This window comes from Sorangium sp. So ce1153 (genome assembly GCF_051521595.1).
Classification (GTDB): Bacteria; Myxococcota_A; Polyangia; order Polyangiales; family Polyangiaceae; genus Sorangium.
This window is the reverse complement of the sequence record NZ_CP150361.1, coordinates 7521183-7538662: the sequence shown is the minus strand read 5'-3', so window position 1 is coordinate 7538662 and position 17480 is coordinate 7521183. Positions and strand designations below refer to the sequence as shown.

15 protein-coding genes and 2 pseudogenes are annotated in these 17480 nt (G+C 71.9%); 7 read left to right on the top strand and 10 right to left on the bottom strand.

Features of this window, described 5'->3' with window-relative positions; genetic code table 11:
- The first annotated feature begins 84 nt into the window (after positions 1-84).
- Positions 85-633 (top strand): hypothetical protein, encoded by a 549-nt coding sequence (locus WME85_RS27145; RefSeq protein ID WP_437825264.1) that lies wholly within the window; start codon positions 85-87, stop codon positions 631-633.
- 261 nt (positions 634-894) lie between these two features.
- Here the strand turns inward: WME85_RS27145 and WME85_RS27140 are convergent.
- Positions 895-1545 (bottom strand): annotated as a pseudogene (locus tag WME85_RS27140) (DNA alkylation repair protein); the annotation flags it as partial.
- A 397-nt stretch (positions 1546-1942) separates the two neighbouring features.
- On the opposite strand from WME85_RS27140, the gene WME85_RS27135 reads away from it, so the two are divergent.
- Positions 1943-2809, top strand: a complete 867-nt coding sequence (locus tag WME85_RS27135; RefSeq protein WP_437825263.1) for a Uma2 family endonuclease — start codon at positions 1943-1945, stop codon at positions 2807-2809.
- A gap of 31 nt (positions 2810-2840) precedes the next feature.
- Here the strand turns inward: WME85_RS27135 and WME85_RS27130 are convergent, their stop codons facing one another.
- The 5 genes and pseudogenes from WME85_RS27130 to WME85_RS27110 form a co-directional block, all read right to left on the bottom strand.
- Positions 2841-3848, bottom strand: coding sequence for a chemotaxis protein CheB (locus WME85_RS27130; protein WP_437825262.1), 1008 nt, complete (start codon positions 3846-3848; stop codon positions 2841-2843).
- Positions 3849-3911: 63 nt separating this feature from the next.
- The gene (locus WME85_RS27125) at positions 3912-4286 is read right to left on the bottom strand and encodes a response regulator (protein WP_437825261.1); all 375 of its coding nucleotides are present in this window, start codon (positions 4284-4286) and stop codon (positions 3912-3914) included.
- 49 nt (positions 4287-4335) lie between these two features.
- Positions 4336-6234 carry an ATP-binding protein gene (locus WME85_RS27120; RefSeq protein ID WP_437825260.1) on the bottom strand — a complete coding sequence of 633 codons (1899 nt, stop codon included), beginning with the start codon at positions 6232-6234 and terminating at the stop codon, positions 4336-4338.
- Positions 6235-6448: 214 nt separating this feature from the next.
- Positions 6449-7741, bottom strand: a pseudogene (locus WME85_RS27115) (chemotaxis protein CheB); the annotation flags it as partial.
- A 487-nt stretch (positions 7742-8228) separates the two neighbouring features.
- Positions 8229-9215, bottom strand: a complete 987-nt coding sequence (locus WME85_RS27110; protein ID WP_437825259.1) for an ATPase — start codon at positions 9213-9215, stop codon at positions 8229-8231.
- Between the two features lie 788 nt (positions 9216-10003).
- Here WME85_RS27110 and WME85_RS27105 point away from each other — a divergent pair.
- Positions 10004-10423, top strand: a complete 420-nt coding sequence (locus WME85_RS27105; RefSeq protein WP_437825258.1) for a hypothetical protein — start codon at positions 10004-10006, stop codon at positions 10421-10423.
- A 43-nt stretch (positions 10424-10466) separates the two neighbouring features.
- On the opposite strand, the gene WME85_RS27100 is transcribed toward WME85_RS27105, so the two are convergent.
- The 3 genes from WME85_RS27100 to WME85_RS27090 form a co-directional block, all read right to left on the bottom strand.
- Positions 10467-11996, bottom strand: coding sequence for a hypothetical protein (locus WME85_RS27100; protein WP_437825257.1), 1530 nt, complete (start codon positions 11994-11996; stop codon positions 10467-10469).
- A 37-nt stretch (positions 11997-12033) separates the two neighbouring features.
- Positions 12034-13674: a DUF1565 domain-containing protein gene (locus WME85_RS27095; RefSeq protein WP_437842365.1), complete on the bottom strand. Its 1641-nt coding sequence runs from the start codon at positions 13672-13674 to the stop codon at positions 12034-12036.
- A 394-nt stretch (positions 13675-14068) separates the two neighbouring features.
- Positions 14069-14764 carry an acetoacetate decarboxylase family protein gene (locus WME85_RS27090; protein ID WP_437825256.1) on the bottom strand — a complete coding sequence of 232 codons (696 nt, stop codon included), beginning with the start codon at positions 14762-14764 and terminating at the stop codon, positions 14069-14071.
- A gap of 43 nt (positions 14765-14807) precedes the next feature.
- Between WME85_RS27090 and WME85_RS27085 the strand changes: the two genes are divergently transcribed.
- The 3 genes from WME85_RS27085 to WME85_RS27075 all read left to right on the top strand — a co-directional run bounded on the left by WME85_RS27085 (position 14808) and on the right by WME85_RS27075 (position 15801).
- Positions 14808-15041, top strand: coding sequence for a hypothetical protein (locus tag WME85_RS27085; protein ID WP_437825255.1), 234 nt, complete (start codon positions 14808-14810; stop codon positions 15039-15041).
- 111 nt (positions 15042-15152) lie between these two features.
- The gene (locus WME85_RS27080; protein ID WP_437825254.1) at positions 15153-15395 is read left to right on the top strand and encodes a type II toxin-antitoxin system Phd/YefM family antitoxin; all 243 of its coding nucleotides are present in this window, start codon (positions 15153-15155) and stop codon (positions 15393-15395) included.
- Positions 15379-15801 (top strand): type II toxin-antitoxin system VapC family toxin, encoded by a 423-nt coding sequence (locus WME85_RS27075; protein WP_437825253.1) that lies wholly within the window; start codon positions 15379-15381, stop codon positions 15799-15801. Before WME85_RS27080 ends, WME85_RS27075 begins: the two co-directional genes overlap by 17 nt.
- A gap of 76 nt (positions 15802-15877) precedes the next feature.
- Here WME85_RS27075 and WME85_RS27070 read toward each other — a convergent pair whose 3' ends face one another.
- Positions 15878-16708 carry a lysophospholipid acyltransferase family protein gene (locus tag WME85_RS27070; RefSeq protein ID WP_437825252.1) on the bottom strand — a complete coding sequence of 277 codons (831 nt, stop codon included), beginning with the start codon at positions 16706-16708 and terminating at the stop codon, positions 15878-15880.
- A gap of 91 nt (positions 16709-16799) precedes the next feature.
- On the opposite strand from WME85_RS27070, the gene WME85_RS27065 reads away from it, so the two are divergent.
- Positions 16800-17477 (top strand): 2-hydroxychromene-2-carboxylate isomerase, encoded by a 678-nt coding sequence (locus WME85_RS27065; protein WP_437825251.1) that lies wholly within the window; start codon positions 16800-16802, stop codon positions 17475-17477.
- Positions 17478-17480: the final 3 nt, after the last annotated feature.

Here is a 17480-nt window from a genome sequence, read left to right as displayed (position 1 = left end):
GGCGCGCGCGCCAGGCCGCCCCCCGCGGCTTGCGCGCATGCGCGGCGGCCTGCGAATCGCATCTGCCCTGGCCGGAGGGCATCCATGCAGAAGCTTGCACAGGGGAACAAGGACAAGGCCATCGACCTGCTCAACGAGCGGCTGACGTACGAGCGCGCGAGCGTCCGGCTCTACGACTCCATCGTGGAGAAGGTAGGCCGCGCGGCCGATGCCGGGCTGTTGAACCTGCTCGGCCAGCTCAGGGAGTACCGGGACCAGGAGAAGGAGCACGAGGAGTGGCTCGAGGCGCAGATCCGCGCGCTCGGCGGGGACGCGCACGCCGAGACCGACGGGTCGCGGCTGATCACGATCGAATCGCAGGGGATCGGGCAGGTGGTGCTGGACGGCGACCAGAACCCGGCCCACCTCTTCCACGCGCTGCTCACCGCGGAGCTCGTCGACAACGCCGGCTGGCAGCTCCTGCTCGAGCTGGCCGACGAGGCGGACGACGACGAGGCGCGGGAGTCGTTCCGGAAGCGCCTGCACGAGGAGGAGGATCACCTGATCTTGACGCGCCAGGTCGTCGAGCGGCTCACGCGCACGGAGCTCCTCGGCGCGCGGGACGAGGCCGTCGCGACGGCGCACCCGACGTGAGCCGGCGCCGGCGGGCGGGGCGCGCGTCGCCGGTCAGCCGCGGCGCGCAGCCTTGACGGGCTTCGCGGCGGGCGCCTTGCCGGGGGTCGCGGCGGCCTTGGCTGGCTTCGCGGCGGGCGCCTTGCCGGGGGTCGCGGCGGCCTTGGCGGGCGCTTCTGCGGTCGCTTTGCGGGGCTTCGCGGCGGCCTTGCCGGGCCTCGCGGCGGGCGCCTTGCCGGCTCTCGCCGCGGGCGCGACGGCCGGCCTCCGGGTGACCCACGTCTTGTGGATCTGCTCGATCGCGTCGGGCGTCTTGCAGCTCGTCTCGCCGTGGTCGACGTCGACCCTGCCGATGCGCCGCGCCGCCGTGAGCGCCTTTCCGCGCAGCGGCTCGTTCCGCAGGCCGATGCTGATGAGCGCGCCGTTCATCGCCTCGCGGGCGCGGTTCCTCGCCCTGTGGATCGACGCCTCGATCACCGAGAGCCGCTCCTCGAACAGGCTGTCGGGCAGCGACGGGTCCTCGACCGCGATCGCGCCGAGCAGGGTCCAGCCCGCGCGGCCGATCCACTCGTCGTCCGAGGCGGTCCAGCGCTCCATGGCGTCGCGGGCGAACGGCGTGTTCACCGCGATGTGCTTCACGAAGAGGTCGACGAGGAGCGGAGAGCGCAGCCCGTCGAGCCACGCCTCGAGCCGGTCCCGGGTGAAGCGCGCCGGATCGGCGACCGCCGCCGCCAGCGTCCTCGCGTCGGAGTTGCCCGTGGCCCAGAGCGCCTCGGCGAGCTCGTGATCGCGCTTGATCCGCTTCGTGAGCGCGTTCATGTGGGCGAAGCTCACGCCGAAGAGCGGGTCGGTCGCGCCGTGTCGCCGGTACACCCTCCGGTTCTGCTCGGTGCCGAGCCGCTCGAGCTCGCTCATCACCTCGGTGAAATCCATGGCCCTCACCTAACCATCCTGGCCATTACGCGCTCGCCCCGGATTTTTTCGTGCGGAGTTGGCCGGCGCCGGGCCTGGTGACGCGGCGTCGAGCCTCAGGCCCGCGGCGTTGACCCCCCGCGTCGAGCGCCTGGCCGGGGTAACCCCACCCTGGGCGCCCGTCGGGCGGCCTCTGTCGAGCCGACAAGGGAACCCGCGAGGAGCCGGGACGGCCGGCGAGGCGTGGACCAGGTGGTGCCTCTCACGCGAACACGCGGGTCGGGCGCCGGGCGGAAGGGGATCGCGGGCGTCGAGGCGGGGCGCCGTCGCGACCGGCGTCGCGCCATGCTACCGGTGCGCTCCGCGACGCGTTCGACCGCGATGACGAGGAGCAGTACTCTCCCCGGAGGAGCGACGCATGGCCTTTCAGAGCGACACCTCGTTCGTCCCGATCCCGCCGCCGGGTGAGGACGAGCTGCCGTACGACGACGGAGAGCCGATGGAGTCTCAGCGGCACCGCAAGCAGATGTACCTCCTCATCGAGGTGCTCGAGCTCCTCTGGGACGACCGCGACGACGTGTACGTCGGCGGCAACATGGCCATCTACTTCAGCGAGCTCCAGGCGAAGAAGAACGACTTTCGTGGGCCGGACGTCTTCGTGGTGCTCGACACGGTGAGGCGCGAGCGCAAGTCCTGGGTGGTCTGGCAGGAGGACGGCAGGACGCCCGACGTGGTGATCGAGCTGCTCTCCGAGAGCACCGAGAAGGTCGACCGCACCGACAAGATGCGGATCTACGCCAAGCTCCTCCACGTACCCGAGTACTACCTCTTCGACCCGTTCACGGGCGTCCTCGAGGCCTACGCGCTCGATCTCGCCACGATGTCCTATGTGCCCGTCGCGCCCAACGCGAACGGCGACGTGGCGAGCCCACGGCTGAACCTCGGGCTCGGCGTTCGCCGTGGAACGTACAATGGCCTTGAGGCCGACTGGCTGCGCTGGCTCGACGCGGAAGGTCGCGCGCTGCCCACGGGCGACGAGCTGGCCCGCGCGGCGAAGGAGCAAGCCCGCTCGGCGGAGGAGCAAGCCCGCTCGGCGGAGGAGCAGGCCCGCGCGGCGGAGGAGCAGGCCCGCTCGGCGGAGGAGCAGGCCCGCTCGGCGGAGGAGCAGGCCCGCGCCGCCGAGGATCGGGCGAGCGCGGCGCAGGACGAGGCGAAGCTGCTCGCGCAGCGGCTCGCCGCGTACGAGGCGCGCTTCGGCAAGCTGCCCGGCGGCGAGTCGCGTTAGCCGCGCCGGCCCGCCCCGGCCCCGCCGGCGCTCACCCCTTCAGCCGCGGCGAGGAGCGCCTCGAGCGCGAGCCCCCGGTCACCCCGTTCCCCTCGGTCACCCCGAGCAGCGCCCGGCGCACCAGGGCGCCCCGATCCTCGGCCGCCCGGACCTTCTCCTCGAAGTGCGCCACCATGTAGACCTGGTTCCGCTGCGCCGCCCGCTCCGCCATCCGGCGCGCCAGCGCCGCGGTGTCCTCGATCGTGCGCAGCGCGACCCACAGCGCCGCCTCGAGCGCCTCCGCCTGCTCGTTCTCCAGCCCCTCCGGGGTGTACCGATGGCCGACCTTGCACCGGAAGCTGAGCATCGCGCCGTCGCCGTTGCGAACCAGGTTGCCACCGCAGTCAGGACACGTGAATTCGATCTCGGGTGCTTCCACCTTTTCCCCCACCAGCCCGTGCGGCGACTCCGCCGCCGCGGGCGCAACGCCTGCCCTTTGCTGCACCAGATCGGCGAGCAGCGGTGGGAGGCGCGCCAGGGGGACGCAGTGGTCCACGGGCACGTTGTCGAGCGCGCTCTGCGGCATCTCCGAGAACAGGGCGTCCTCCGGATCCTGCACCACGGCGATCCCGCCGCGGCGCTTGATCTCGAGCAGGCCGGCGGTGCCACAGTCGCGCGTCCCGGAGAGCACCACGCCGACCACCCGGGAGCCGTACGCCTCGGCCGCGGTCCGGAACAGCGGATCCACCGCCGGCCTGTGGCCGTTCTCCTTCGCGGTGCGCACCACGCGCACGAAGCCGTCGCCGAGCATCAGGTGGTCGTCCACCGGCGCGATGTAGATGCGCCCCCGCTCGATCGGCTCGCCGTCGACCGCCGTCCCCACCGGCATCCGGGTGGTCCGCTCGAGGATCTGCGGGAGCATGCTCCGGGCCGTCGGCGGAAAGTGCAGGACCACGAACAGCGATGCCGGCAGATCCGAGGGCAGGCCCCCGATGAGCGCGATCAGCGTCTCCACGCCCCCCGCTGATGCCCCGATCGTGATGATGTCGTGTCCTGGCACAGCTCGCCTCGCCGGAAGGTGATGATGCAGTTGAGAGAGGAAGACGCCTTCTGACAGCCTCGATCACGCGGCCGTGCGGACGACGCGCTCCAGCGTCGTGAGCAGCGTGGCCATGCTCGCCGGCTTCTGGATGACCGCCGCCGCCGCTAGCTTCTCCGCCGCATCGCGGAGGTCGTCCGGCATGCGCGCCGAGAAGATCACGATGGGCGGCCTCTCCGGGATCTCCTGGATCCGCTCGACGAGCTCCGGCGTCGTCGCCCCCTTCACCGTCAGGTCGAGCAGGGCCGCCCCGCAACACCGCGACGTCAGCGCCGCGATCGCCTGGTCCGCCGTGCGGGCCGCCTCGACGTCATAGTCGGCGATCCGGAGCATCTCCAGGAGCATATCGCTCGAATCACGATCATCCTCGATCACGAGGATCTTCACCCTTGCGCTCATGAATTCCTCTCCGAAGCCGCCCGCAGCACACCAGCGTGGGGCCCGTGCATCAATCGTGCACGTCTCGATTCGAGGTCAGGGGTAGCCTGATGGTGAAGGTGGCACCCTTACCCTCCGCGCTGCGCACGAAGATCTGTCCGCCGTGCGCTTTGACGATCTCCCTGCAGATGAAGAGCCCGAGGCCCATGCCGCCGGACGATGCGTCCCTGGGTCGCTCTATCTGGTAGAAGCTCGAGAAGACGTGCGGCAAGTCGGCCGCGGGGATCCCCGGCCCCTCGTCCTCGACGTCGATCTCGGCGGCGCCGCCGGCGTGACGCAGGCGCAGATCGATCCTGGGCGTGCCGTCTGCGTGCCGGAAGGCGTTGCTCAGCAGGTTCATGAGCACCTGCTCGAGGCGCGCGGGGTCGCCCTTCACCACCATCCGGTCCTTGGCCACGGAGGGCAGGTCGAGGTGGATCTTCGGGGTGGGGGCGAAGGCCTGGGCGCTCTCCGCGGCGTGCGCGACCAGCGGCGCGAGCTCCACGTTCGCGAGCTTGAGCTCGAATTTCCCGCTCTGGATGCGGGTCGCGCTCACGAGGTCGCCGACGAGCCGATCGAGCCGCTCGGTCTGGCCGCGGGCGAGCGACGCGAAGCGTTGCAGGCGCGGGTCGCCGTCGGCGGGGAGGAGGCTGACCAGCATGTCGAGGTAGCCGCGCAGGGGCACGAGCGGCGTGCGCAGCTCGTGGCTCGCCATCGCCATGAAGCGGTCCTGCAGCTTGCGGATGCTCCGCTCCGTGATGTCGCGGATGACGATCACGCCCCGCTCCACGGCGTCCTTGGCGGCCGCGTCGCCGCCGCCGATGGGGTGGCCCGTGGCCTCGAAGTGCCGCATCGCGCCGCCGGGGCCGGGGGCCGTGAACTCCATCTGGAAGCGCTCGCCGCGCGCGGCCCGCTGCTCCGGCGTGTCCTGGTAGAGCACCGGCCGGCCCTTGTCGTCGTTCACCGTGAGCCGGCCCGCGCCGAACATCGCCTGGTACGCGTCGTTCATGACCACCGGCCGCCCCGCGCCGTCCACCACGAGGAGCGCGTCGGCCATGCTGCGCAGGGTCGCGGAGAGCCGCGCCCGCTCCGCCTCGATCGGCGCGGCGAGCTCCTGGATCTCGCGGCTCCGCGACTCCAGGTCGGCGTTCGTCGTGTTGAGCTCCTCGATCGTCGCCTGGAGCTCCTCGTTGACGGTCTCCAGCTCCTCGTTGGTCGCCTGGAACTCCTCGTTCAGCGTCTCGACCTCCTCCATGGCGGCCTGCGCCTCCTCGGTGGAGACCATCAGCTCCTCGTTCATGCCGCGGAGCTGCTCGTGCGCCGCCGCGAGCTCCTCGTTGGCCCGGAGCAGCTGCCGGTTCTGCTCGGCCAGCCGCTGGATCGCCGTCTGGTCCTGCCCGCGCGTCGTCTCCAGCCGCGAGAGCGCGGCGGCCAGCGCCTCGTTCTCGCGGCGGAGCTGCTCGCGCTCGGCGGCGAAGCGCTGCTCGGCGCGCTCGCGCTCGGTCCTCGCCGCGGCGAGCTCGGCCTGGAGCTGCGCCTCCCGGCTGATGATCTGTTCGACCTGCTTCCGGCGCCGCACGGCCTCGGTGACGTCCTCGACCACGATCAGCGCGGCGTCGGTCTTGCCGGGCTCGACGTCGGGGCGGGGACCGTGGCAGCTGATCTGGATGTACGAGGGCTCGTCCTCGGGCATCGGCTCGATGGCGACCTCGATCGGCGCCGGCGACTCGCCCCGGAAGGCGGCGTCGATCGCCTCGAGCAGCGGCCGGTGGGGGACGGACTGCGCCAGGTGCACGAGGTCCTGCCCGAGCGCCGTGCCGTGGATGCCGAGCTGGCGCCGCGCCGCGAAGTTGATCTCGAGGATGTCGTAGCGGCTGTCGACGAGCACGATGCCCACGCGGAAGCTGGAGAGCAGCACGTCGATGGACATGCGGGTGCGCGGGAGCTCCTTGGAGACGCCGCGCAGGGGCAGCAGGGGGCTCTTGCCGCGGGAAGCGCGCCGGGGCGGCGAGCACGGCCGAGGGGGGCACGAGGATGCGCTCGCCGCGGCGCACGTAGACCTTCTGGTGGACGTCGTTGGGGACGAAGTACTCGCTGAGCGGGCTCGTGGTCTCGGCCTTGCCGAGCACGAGGTAGCCGCCTTCCCGCAGCGAGAAGGCGAAGAGGTGGAGGGTACGGCGCTGGAGGTCGCTCGTGAAGTAGATGAGGACGTTGCGGCACAGCACGAGGTCGAGGTGCGGGAACGGGGCGCGCTGGCCGAGGTCGTGCTCGCCGAAGACGGTGAGGTTGCGGATGCGCTTCTTCACCTGGTAGCGGCCGTCGAGCGCGACGAAGTAGCGGTCGACGAGCTCGTGCGGCAGGTCCTCGACGGCGGCCGGCCCGTAGATCCCGCGGCGGGCGAAGGCGACCGCCTCGCTGTCGACGTCGGTCGAGAAGATGCGGACGTTGAAGCTGTCGAGCTCGTCGCCGAGCAGCTCGCTGACCAGGATGGCGAGCGAGTATGCCTCCTCGCCGGTGGCGCACCCGGCCGACCAGATCCGCAGCGCCTTGTTGTCGTTCCGGGCGTGGGCGATGAGCGAGGGCAGGATCACGTCCCGGAGGTGCGCGAAGAGCTCCGGATCGCGCATGAACTCGGTGACCTTGATGAGGAAGCTGTTGACCAGCCGCTGGTGCTCCTCGGGGTGCTCGGCGAGGTGGTGCATGTACTCGTCGAGGGTGTCGGTGTTCGTGGCCGCCATCCGGCGCCGGAGCCTGCGCAGGATGGTCGCTTGCTTGTATTTCTTGAAGTCGATCCCGCTCCGCTCGCGCACGAGATCGAGGAGCGTGTGAAGTGGCCTGTCCTCGTCCGCGGCGGGCTCGACGTAGGACCCCGACAGGAGATCGCTCAGGATGCTCCCGATGCGGTCGAGATCGGCCACGATATCGACGGTGGTCGGGGCGAGCGAGTCGGGCATGCCCCGGAATCTCGCGGTGTCGGGGTTCTCGACGATCACCGTGCCGCCGCATTTCTTCACGTGGCGGGCGCCGGCGCTGCCGTCGGAGCCGTTCCCGGTCAGGACGACGGCGATGAGGTTCTCGCCGAAGACCTCGGCCGCGCTGCGGAAGAGCGTGTCGATGGACGGCTTGGGCCGCGCGTCGTTCTTCGGCGAAAGCCGGAGCTCGTGGTCGGTGATCTCGACGTCGCGGCCCGCGGGCACGACGTAGACGACGCCCTCCTCGATGGGGGAGACCGAGGCGACGGTGCGGATGGGCAGCTCGCTGCGGCGGCGCAGGAGGTCGGCGAGGTGGCTCTCCCGCCTCGGGTCGAGGTGCTGGGCGATGACGACCGGGGCCGGGAACGGGGCCCGCAAGCTGGAGACGAGCGTGCAGAGGGCCTCGATGCCGCCGGCGGAGCAGCCGACCACGACGAGCTGAGATCTGGCGTGGGCTTCGGTCATGGAAGTTCTCGTGGCTTATACACGCCGGGCGGGGCGCGATGCTGGGTATGTGCCGTGGAGGACAGCCGCTCAACCGAAAGCGAGGTCGGTCTCGCGAGCGACAGGCGAGCTGTGCGGCCGGCGTTTTGCGGTCGGGGAGATCCCGGACGGGGGGTAGCGGCGAGCCCTTACAGGGGCGGCGAAGGGCGAAGAGAGGCGACGAAGGGTCGAGAGCGCCGCGTTCGCCGGGCTCCTGGCGGACATCGCCATATCTGGCGAGGCGTGGATGGAATTCCTGGTGGAATGACCCGGGGGGGCTCTGCGGAGGAGGTCCGTTGACGCACCCGCGACCATCGGGCCGGCGCCGAGCGCGAGCTTCGATGGTCGCGGCTCTCCAGTTTACCCGCGTGCGGCCCGTTCAGCGTCCCGTCGGCGTGGCGCGTGGCGCGTGGCGGGCGGCGTTCGGTCGCGCCGCAGCCCTCGGCCGTGCGGCGATGGTTCAGCGCGCTCATCGCTCGTCTTCGTCCTCGCTCGGAGCGACCTCTTCCGGCGCCTCGTCTTCCTGGTCGCCCTCGTCCGGCACGCCACCCTCCATTTCGCCCTCGTCCAGCGCGCTGTCGTCCGCCGCGCCGGCCTCGCCTTCGTCTTCTCCGGTGGACGCAGCGCCGCGGGAGACGGGGAAAGGCGCGTAGTCTTTGGTCTTGTCGGTGCCGGCGTACCAGTACTCCGCGGCGGCGCGCAGCCTTCGCTCGGCGTTCACGACGAGCGTGTACGCGGCGTCGCGGAGCTTGCGCGAGCGCAGCGCCTCGGGGGAGAGCGTCTTGTCGGCGAGCATGCGCGCGAGCAGCGGCGAGAGCTCGCGGAGGCGGGCCACGGCGGCGGCCTCGCCGCGAGGTGCCCTGTCGAGGGCCTCGGCGTGCTCGGAGCAGAGCAAGAGGAGGTCGGAGACGTCCTGGACCAGATCCGCGTCGCCGTTGCCCGCGCGGATGGCCATGAGCCGCTTCTGGCCTTCAGGGCTCTTCTTGAAGCGGAGGTCGAAGAAGCGGAGGAGCGTCTGCCGGTGCAGGGCGGCCTCGGCGGCGGGCTTCGCGAAGGTCGCGGCGGCCCGCTCCTGGCGCTGCTGCGCGGCCTGCCAGCGCGATTGCGTGACGCGCAGGAGCTCGATCTTGTCGCGGAGCCCGTGGATCTCCTCGAGGGTGAGCGGCGGCTCGTCCTCGGGGAAGGGGGTGCGGACGAGGTCCGCGGCGTCGCGCTCGGCGGCGAGCTGGATGCGGCTCGCCCAGATGACGCGCCGGGCGAGCTTGCCGGGAAAGAACAGGGTGTCATCGCCGAGCGACTCGGCCTCTCGGAGGAGCTCGGCCTCCCGGGCGGCGCCGAGCGTGTACGCCGCTGTTCGGGTAGAGGAGCGAGGCGCGGCCTGCGCGTCGCGCGAAGCGAGCTTCTTTGGGGCCCTGTTGGTGCCGGATGAGGTGGTGGTCGATGCCTTCGGTGCCATGGTAAAGATACGCCTCCTTGTCGGGGCCAGCGCCCCTCGGAATGAGGGGCCGGAGGATCGGCGAGGGTATTGGCGACTCACGGCATAGGCCACGGGAGAGCACACTTCGTTCACGTCGGGAGGGGAGTGCCGGGTCGAACGCTCGCGAGAGGCGGTGTGCCGCGGAGTCGAGGGGAGCGGCGAGCCGTGGGGCTGGCGGGGGCGAGGGACGCGCAGGAGGGGGGAAGTGTTGCGCAGGACACAGAAAGGGGGGCGCAGGAGGGTGGCGGGGCGGCGCAGGAGGGTGGCGGGGCGGCGCAGGAGGGCGACGGGGGCGGTGCAGGCGTCGCGGTCTGGTTGTGCAGGACACGGAAAGGGGGGCGCAGGAGGGCGACGGGGGCTGCGCAGGAGCCGAACGACTGTGATGTAGTTCACCGAACGGGGCGCGCAGGAGGGGTGGCGAGGCTGCGCAGGAGGGCGGCGGAACTGCGCAGGAGGGGTGGCGAGGCTGCGCAGGAGGGCGGCGGAGCTGTGCAGGAGGGGCGGCGGAGCTGTGCAGGAGGGGCGGGTGCTCCTCGACCGCCTGGTCCACCGCGCATAGTTGGGTCCTCATCGCCGCCTGAAATGGCTCCATGGGTGTACATAGATTTCGATCCATCGAACTTCACGTTCGTCGCCATCGTCGATGACGAAGGCACGGATGCAGGCGAAGGGTGGCAAGAGGCCAGGGCCAACCTGAATGCAGGCGGCTCACTATCCCGCATGGGGAGGTCAGGGTATATGATTGTCTGTTCTCAGAACACGAATGGGTGAAGCCCGCGTCGTCCGACGTGCCGGCGCCCGGCGTAAGAGTCGAGGTGACCAGCCTCACGGAGCGGTTCGTCGCGGTGCTTACCGTGCTCCGGGCGCATCACCAGATTGGATTGACCCTCACGTTGCCCGAAGCGGTTCTACAGCTGCCAGAGCCGTATCGACAGTCCGTGGGGGTTTTTGCTTCAATATCGACGGCTGGCTACCTGCACAAGGACAAGATGCTAGAGGAGCTTGCGCGGATGCGCCCGCACGACGAATCGCCGGACACTCTCCGCGCCATGGCTGCCAAGCGCGAGCTCGAAGCGCTGGTCTCTGCGTGGGATGGTGAGGGCGAGCCGCCAGCCGCCATGGTCGCTTGGGCCTCCAGCTTCCTGGCGAGTTGGCTCGTGGACTCGGACCCCAAAGCCTCCTCGTAGCCGTCGCCGAGATCCGCGCCCTCCTCCCGTGACGTGATTGCGATTATTCCGGAAAGCGGAGCGTCTCGTGGGCCTCGCCGCTCTCTCCCACCGTCGTGCTGCCATCGTGGTTCCAGCTCGTGCCGCCCTTGCCCGGCTGTCCGGTCTCGATCGTGACGCCGTCGAGCGTGAGCTGGTCCTCGTCGACGTAGGCGATGCCGATCGAGTCGCCGCCGCGCCCAGGGCCGCCGTACCCGCCGGGCCCTCCCTCGCCGCCCCTGCCGCCACTGCAGCCCACCAAGATGTCCGCCTGGGCGGCGCCCGGTGCGCCTCGGCCGCCTCGGCCGCCGTCCTGGGGTTCCCCGCCATCGCCGCCCCAGCCCGCAAAGTCCGAGGTGATCCTGGTGTCGCGCACCGTCACCCGGGCGTGCAGCGCGAGGAGGCCGATGGACGGCTGTCCGTTCGCGCCCCCGCGGCCCCCGCGGCCTCCGCAACCGCCGGCCCCGCCCGAGCCTCCTCCCGCGCCTCCCCTGGAGGCCACGCCGCATGCGGCGAGCCCGCCCCGACGACCGCCGCCGCCGCCGCCGCCCTGGCCCGGCGTGCCCCAGGTCCCCTCGGCCCCCGCGTCGCCCTCCCACCCTGTCTCGGTGAGTCGCCCGATGCCCTTGCCGGGGGCGCCCTGCGTCCCCGGAGCGCCCGGGCCGCCATCGGCTCCTCTGTCGCAGCTGCGGTCGTCCCGCTCCCCGATGCCGCCATATGCGGGCGGCCAGAAGTCGGACGGTTCACCGTCGCCTCCATCCTCGGCGCTGTCGGGCAGCCCGTCTCCCCCCTTGCCGCCAACGCTCGTGAGCCCGCTCTCGCACCGGTTCACGGCCGCAGGCCCGCCGGCGACGACGGCCGCCGAGCACGCCTTTTCAGCGAACATGCCATCCGGTCCGTCCGGTTGGATCGTCGGCCACGGCTCGCCTTCGCTGCCACCCTCTCCTCGGCGGGCGGAGATATCGCTCCGCAGGATCTCCACCGCGGTGTTGGACTGAACGAGCACGCCGACCTCGCCCGCCGAGCGGACGTAGAGATCGGCGAGCGTCGACACCCCGTCCGCTGCCCCGCTGTCCTCGGGGCCCGCGGGCTCGACGATCACCATGGGGCCGGAGATCATATCGTGAGAGAACGTGGTCTGCGGGCGCAAGGGGTCGCGGTCCCATCTCCGGCAGTGGAAGCCCCCGAGGAGATCCACGCCGGAGGGCACCCTGATCTGACCCACCACGAAGCCATCATTGCAGAGGAACACGCGCCCTCGTCCAGCGCGCGCGAGCTCGATGGCGCGCGCGACGGTGTACACCGGCTTTGCCTTCGTGCCCGGGTTCCTGTCGTCGCCAAAACCGTAGTTTCCGGCGAGGAACACGCCGCAGCCGTCGTCGAGGATATCGGCGGCGACATGCTCGGCGCAGACCGACTCCGGGGGCGGCTCGTCCTCGCACGAGGTGCCTTCGCAAGGCGTCACACCAGGGTCGTTCACGCCGGGAGCAGTTCCGCAGCCGGCGGCCCACGGCGACAACAGGAGGACGAGAGTAGCAGCGGTGGTCTTCCTCATGGGCGTCTCCTGACGTGCGCCACCAGCACAGGGCGGTTCATCGAGGCGGCTCCGGGGTTGGCGCATCGAACCGGTACCAGAACAGCGAAGTCCCGTCTCGCCCCTGGCCGAGGTTGCTTCCCGGGGCTGCGTTGGCGCCGAGCCCCCCGGTGCCAGCTTGGCCGGGCGAGACCGTCGCATGCGGCAGCAGGGTCACGGAGGCGCCCATGGAGCCGATGCCGAGCGAGTGGCCCCCGAGACCGCCGCCCGCATCGCCCCCGCGGCCGCCATTGCCGCCGCGGCCGCCGTCGCACCCTTGCGACGTGTCGGTCACAAGAAGGCGTCCGCCTCGGCCGCCGCCGACGCCAAAGCCTCCCCACTGGCCCGTTCCGCCGACGCCGCCATCGCCGCCCTTGGCCCCGAGGACCGTGCTGTCGTCACCGACCGTGAGCTCGCTCCCCTGCAGGGCCACGATCCCGATGCTCGCGCCGCCGTAGCCGCCCCCCGTGCCCCCCTTGCCACCACAGCCGCCGCTGCCGCCCGATCCGCCGGCCGCACCGCCCTGGGGGCGATCCGCCGGGCACGCGTTCCTGGTGGAGTCGCGCCCCTTGCCGCCGCCACCCCCGCCGCCGCCCTGGCCGACGCCGCCCGGCTTCCCGTCCTCCCCGCGGACGCCGACCCATCCGTCGAGGCCCAGACGGCCAGGGCCAACCGCCCCGGCAGCGCGCTCCGCATCGGCGCCGTCTGCTCCCCGCCCCCCATCCCTGCACGGCATGCTGGACGCGCCATCGCCAGCCAGGCCGCGATGGTCCGGGGTCCCGACCGGTTCCGGCAGTCCTGACGTCCCGTCGCCGCCCGTATCGAGGCCTCCCTGGCCCCCCTGGCCACCCGCCGACTCGATGCCGTCGTCGCACACGGTCACGGCCGGAAGGGCGCCCGGCGGCTCGTCCGCGGTGCACGCGTCCACGCCGTTGTTCCCCAGCGCGCCGGCGCTCGCGCGGGAGCTCGGCGCGTCCTCGCCCGGCTCCCCGTCCTTCGCGTCGCCTGCGAAGATCTCGCTCGCCCGCACGATCGCCCTGGCCCCGGGGCTCAGGAGCATCGCGATCGACGACTGGCCGTCGCTCGCGGAGGCGTCGGCCGCCACGACGCGGACGCCGAAGATCACCGACGTCACGTCGTCCCCCTCGACGGCCGCGTCGTCCGCCCCGAGGACCCGCACCGGGATCCCCACGGGCGGCGCGATGACGGTCGACGCGCTCTGCCCGTCGAGCGGCCCTCCGTAGGACCAATCGCCGGCACACAGACGGCCGCCCCAGAGGTCGACGCCCTGCGGGAGCGAGATCGCCTCCTCGAACGCCTCGCCGCACGCGTACACGCGCCGGGTCGGCGCCTCGCCGTTGCTTCGCCCGCTCGCGGCGAGCCCGATGGCGCGCTGCAAGGTCCTCACCGGCGCGCCCTTCGTGCCAGGGCTGTTGTCGTTGCCCTGCTCGCTGACGAACACCCCGCACTCGTCGAGCGCCGGCGCCGTGCCGGGCTCTCCCGCGCAAGGACCGGGCGGCGGCTCCGGATCAGGGGCGCACGCCGCCACCTCCCAGCAAGTGTCGGCGTACGGGCACCCTGTCAGTGTGCTCGCTCCGCACGAGTAGATCGCGACGGCGACGACGTACCTCGCCGCGCGCCGGCCTTCCTTCGAACGCATCTGCTCGGCCCCCGGTGTCGTCACCACAGCCCCTCGATCATCACGCCGACCTCTCTATTCACCGTCGAAACACCGCTTCGTCGCGGCGTCCCGGCGATGCTCCGGGCGTCAGCCGGGCTCACAAGGCGGGTCGCGGCACCGAGCATCTACAGATCCACAGCGAACGTGGAGCGCAACGCAGGTGAGGGACGGTACCTGCGCCTCCCTCGCGGCGTCAACCCTCAGGGGGTTTCCGTCACATGACATGTGGATGAGAAAGAGCAGGCCAATCCCGGAATGGGTCGGTTCATGCCGCCGCGACGGATCCGAGGCGCGCCGCCGCGGCCAGGCCTGCGCTCACCTCCACCAGCTTCGATCTCTGCCGGCGCCTGGCGATCCGCCGCGGTGTGCCGGCTCAGCCCGCGCCCGGGGGCTCGACGTCGGCCACGGGGAACTCGGCCCTGAACCCGGAGAGCCGGGCGGCGAACACGACCCGGCGCTCGTCGAGGGGCGGCATGCGCGCGGGGTCGACGCGCGCTTCGAGCAGCCGCGCGAGGCGGACGCTCCCGCGCGCGGTCGGCCAGCAGAAGAGGTCCTGCCCCTCGCGGTGGTGCACCAGCCCGCGCCAGTGCGCGGGCACAAGCGCGGTCCCGGCGGGCAGGCTCGGCCCCGCGGGCGCGAAGCGCACGTCGGCGAACACCTCGCCCCCCTGCGAGGCCCGCAGTCGCTCGCTGCCGTCGCCCTCGCGCACGAGCTCGAAGTCGGCGTGCTCCTTGGGGATACCCCAGTTGCGCTGCCCGTTGACCACGCTGTCCCACGAATCGACGTAGATCTTGCTGATCGACCAGAGCAGGCCGCGGCGCGTGCGGAAGCGCCCGGGGATGAACAGGAGCTCGCGATAGGGCCCCACGTTCGAGGACGTGTAGTCGATCGCCATCAGCAAGCTGTATCGGCCCTCGAAGCGCGAACGGAGCGCCTCCGGGATGAAGCTCTGCTCGCGGAGCACCCGCTCCGGGAGCTCGAGCATCGCGATGTAGGCGTCGCCGGTCAGCGTCCACGGCGCAGGCGCGCTCTTCACGTCAGGAGGAAGGCTCACGGTGTTCTGACTCACAGGGATACCTCCGTACACGCCCAGGGGAAGGCCACACGCTATCATGGCGCGATCGCCGCGGGGCGCGGGCGCGCCCGGCCGAGCGGAGCGCGGCGTCTTCTCCGCGCTGTTCGACGCCAGGACGCTGCTCGGCGCACCGCTGCTCGGCCTGATCATCCGCGGTCTCGGCTACCTGGCGATGTTCGCCGCCGCCGCGGCGGTGGCCGTCGCCGGCCTCGCGGTGTTGCTCGCGAGCGACCGTCGCCGCCCCGCCGTCGCGCCGGAGCCGTCGGGCTAGAGCTTGCTGCGCAGCGGAGGAGTATCCGCCGGGCACGGACAGGCTGATGCGCGCGAATGCCGGCGACGGGCGTCGACAGGCACCAGCGAACATGCCACGGTGACTGCGATCATGAAGCCGAAGGTCGAGGTCCCCGCAGGCGAGTTCAAGGCCCACTGCTTGAAGCTGATGGAGGAGGTCGCGACCAAGCGCACTCCAATCGTCGTGACGAAGGGCGGGCGCCCGCTCGTCAAGCTCGTTCCGGTCGACACAGAGAGTCCACCGGCCATCTTTGGTTGTATGCGGGGCACGATCCTTCACCGGGGAGACGACCTCTTCTCGACCGGGGAGGCTTGGGATGCAGAGCGCACCTGATGCGGTGATCCTCGATACCCACGTATGGGTCCACGCCATGGACGGCGTCAAGCTCTCCGCAGAGGCCACGAGGCGCATCGGGCGCGCCGCGGAGGCTGGTGAGCTCTGGATCGCGGCGATCACGGTCTGGGAAATCGCCATGCTCGCGAGCAAGGGGCGCATTCGATTGAGCATGCCTACCCGCGAGTGGGTCGACACGGCCATCGCTCGCTCGGGGGTCCGCGTCGCGCCGCTCGATCCGAGCGTCGCGGTGGATAGCGTGGAGCTACCCGGGGAGTTCCATGGTGATCCGGCAGATCGGATGATCGTCGCCACGGCTCGATGCCGCGGCGCGACGCTCGTGACGCGTGATCGCGCCATCATCGATTACGGCAAGACGAAGAACGTACGATGGTTGAAGGCGTGAGTGGGCAGGACGGGTGAACATCGCTGCTGGCGCGGACGCGCTTGACCAGCCGCTCCCCCTCACGCCCTCGCCGGCTTCAGCCTGGCCCTCGCGGCGCCCCCTCGGCCCGCCCGGACGCCTCGCGCAGCCCCTCCGGCAGCGCCGACGCCACGGCGGCCCTGCACGCCTCCATCGTGGCGCGCAGCTCGTCGAGCGACGCCCCCGGCGGATCGAGCGGCGGGTGGACCACCACCCGCACCACGCCGGGCGCGGCCGCATAGCGGCCCTTCGGCTGGAGCGCGCCCGCGCCATCGACGGTCACCGGCAGGACGCGCGCGCCCGCGGCCGAGGCGGTCCGGAAGGCGCCCAGCCGGAAGGGCAGCAGCGCCCCCGTCGCGCTCCGCGTCCCCTCGGGGAAGAACACCGTCGACCACCGCTGCATCACGTTCCGCCGCGCCTCGCCGAGATCCGCGAGCGCGCCGCGCGCCCGCCGGTCGACCGGCGTGTGGCCGTACAGGCGCATGCCCCAGCCGAGCACCGGCACGCGGAACAGCGCGCGCTTCGCCAGGAAACGGAGCGGCGTGCGCCCCTGCAGCACCACCAGGAGCGCGAGGATGTCGAGCGCGCTCTGGTGGTTCGCCGCGATCACGTAGCGCTCGCCCGGCCGCGCGTGCTGGACACCCTCGGCCTCGACGCGCACGCCGACCAGCCAGAGCGCCCCGCGCGCCCACACGACCGAGAGCCGATCGTGCATCCGCTGCCGTGGATCGAAGGGGAAGCAGAGCAGGCCGACCGGGAGCAGCACGACCAGGAACAGCATCGCCCAGACGTGGGCGAGCGCCGTGCGCACGACCTCGACCGGACCGGCCGGCGCCGCGCCGCCCGCGCCACGTTCACCGCGCGCGCCGCGCTGAACGAGGGATAGCACCGATCACCATGGTACGATCCCGGGCGGCGCGCCAGGGCCCGCCAGGAGGCCGGCGCGGCGCAGCGCAATGAGCACCCCACGGAGGCCCGCGATGCCCGGCCGCGTCGATTTCTACTTCGATTACATCTCTGGCTACGCCTATTTCGCCTGGCTGCGCATCCAGGAGATCTGCGACCGCCGCGGCGCGGAGCTCGGCGTGCACCCGGTGCTCTTCGCCGGCCTGCTCGACCACTGGGGCCAGCTCGGGCCCGCCGAGATCCCGCCGAAGCGCGAGTGGGCCTACAAGGACGCGTTCCGCGTCGCGCGGCTCCACAACATCGAGCTCTCCTGTCCGAAGTACCACCCGTTCAACCCGCTGCTCGCCCTGCGGCTGTCGCTGCCCGAGGTCGCCGGCGCGGAGCAGCGCCGGGTCGTCGCCGCCATCTTCCGGGCCGGCTGGGGGCAGGGCATCGACCTCGGCTCGCGCGACGAGCTCGCGGGCGCGCTCGAGCGCGAGGGGCTCGACAGCCGCGCGCTCATCGAGCGGGCGTCGGCGCCGGCCGCCAAGGAGGCGCTCCGGCAGGGCACCGAGCGCGCGGTCGGCCGGGGCGTGTTCGGGGTGCCGACGACCTTCGTGGGCGACGAGCTCTTCTGGGGGAGCGACCGCATGGACCACGTCGAGCTCGCCCTCGACGACCGCGACCCGCTCGACCACGCCCGCGTGCGCGAGGCGCTCGCGCGCCCCCGGGCCGCCGACCGGCGCAAGGCGCGCCCCACCGGCGACGGCTGAGCG

Coding starts and splice junctions, on each gene's coding strand:
- WME85_RS27145 (WP_437825264.1), top strand. CDS start 85: ATGCAGAAGCTTGCACAGGGGAACAAGGACAAGGCCATCGACCTGCTC.
- WME85_RS27135 (WP_437825263.1), top strand. CDS start 1,943: ATGGCCTTTCAGAGCGACACCTCGTTCGTCCCGATCCCGCCGCCGGGT.
- WME85_RS27125 (WP_437825261.1), bottom strand. CDS start 4,286: ATGAGCGCAAGGGTGAAGATCCTCGTGATCGAGGATGATCGTGATTCG.
- WME85_RS27120 (WP_437825260.1), bottom strand. CDS start 6,234: ATGTCCATCGACGTGCTGCTCTCCAGCTTCCGCGTGGGCATCGTGCTC.
- WME85_RS27110 (WP_437825259.1), bottom strand. CDS start 9,215: ATGGCACCGAAGGCATCGACCACCACCTCATCCGGCACCAACAGGGCC.
- WME85_RS27100 (WP_437825257.1), bottom strand. CDS start 11,996: ATGAGGAAGACCACCGCTGCTACTCTCGTCCTCCTGTTGTCGCCGTGG.
- WME85_RS27095 (WP_437842365.1), bottom strand. CDS start 13,674: ATGCGTTCGAAGGAAGGCCGGCGCGCGGCGAGGTACGTCGTCGCCGTC.
- WME85_RS27085 (WP_437825255.1), top strand. CDS start 14,808: ATGGCGCGATCGCCGCGGGGCGCGGGCGCGCCCGGCCGAGCGGAGCGC.
- WME85_RS27080 (WP_437825254.1), top strand. CDS start 15,153: ATGAAGCCGAAGGTCGAGGTCCCCGCAGGCGAGTTCAAGGCCCACTGC.
- WME85_RS27075 (WP_437825253.1), top strand. CDS start 15,379: ATGCAGAGCGCACCTGATGCGGTGATCCTCGATACCCACGTATGGGTC.
- WME85_RS27065 (WP_437825251.1), top strand. CDS start 16,800: ATGCCCGGCCGCGTCGATTTCTACTTCGATTACATCTCTGGCTACGCC.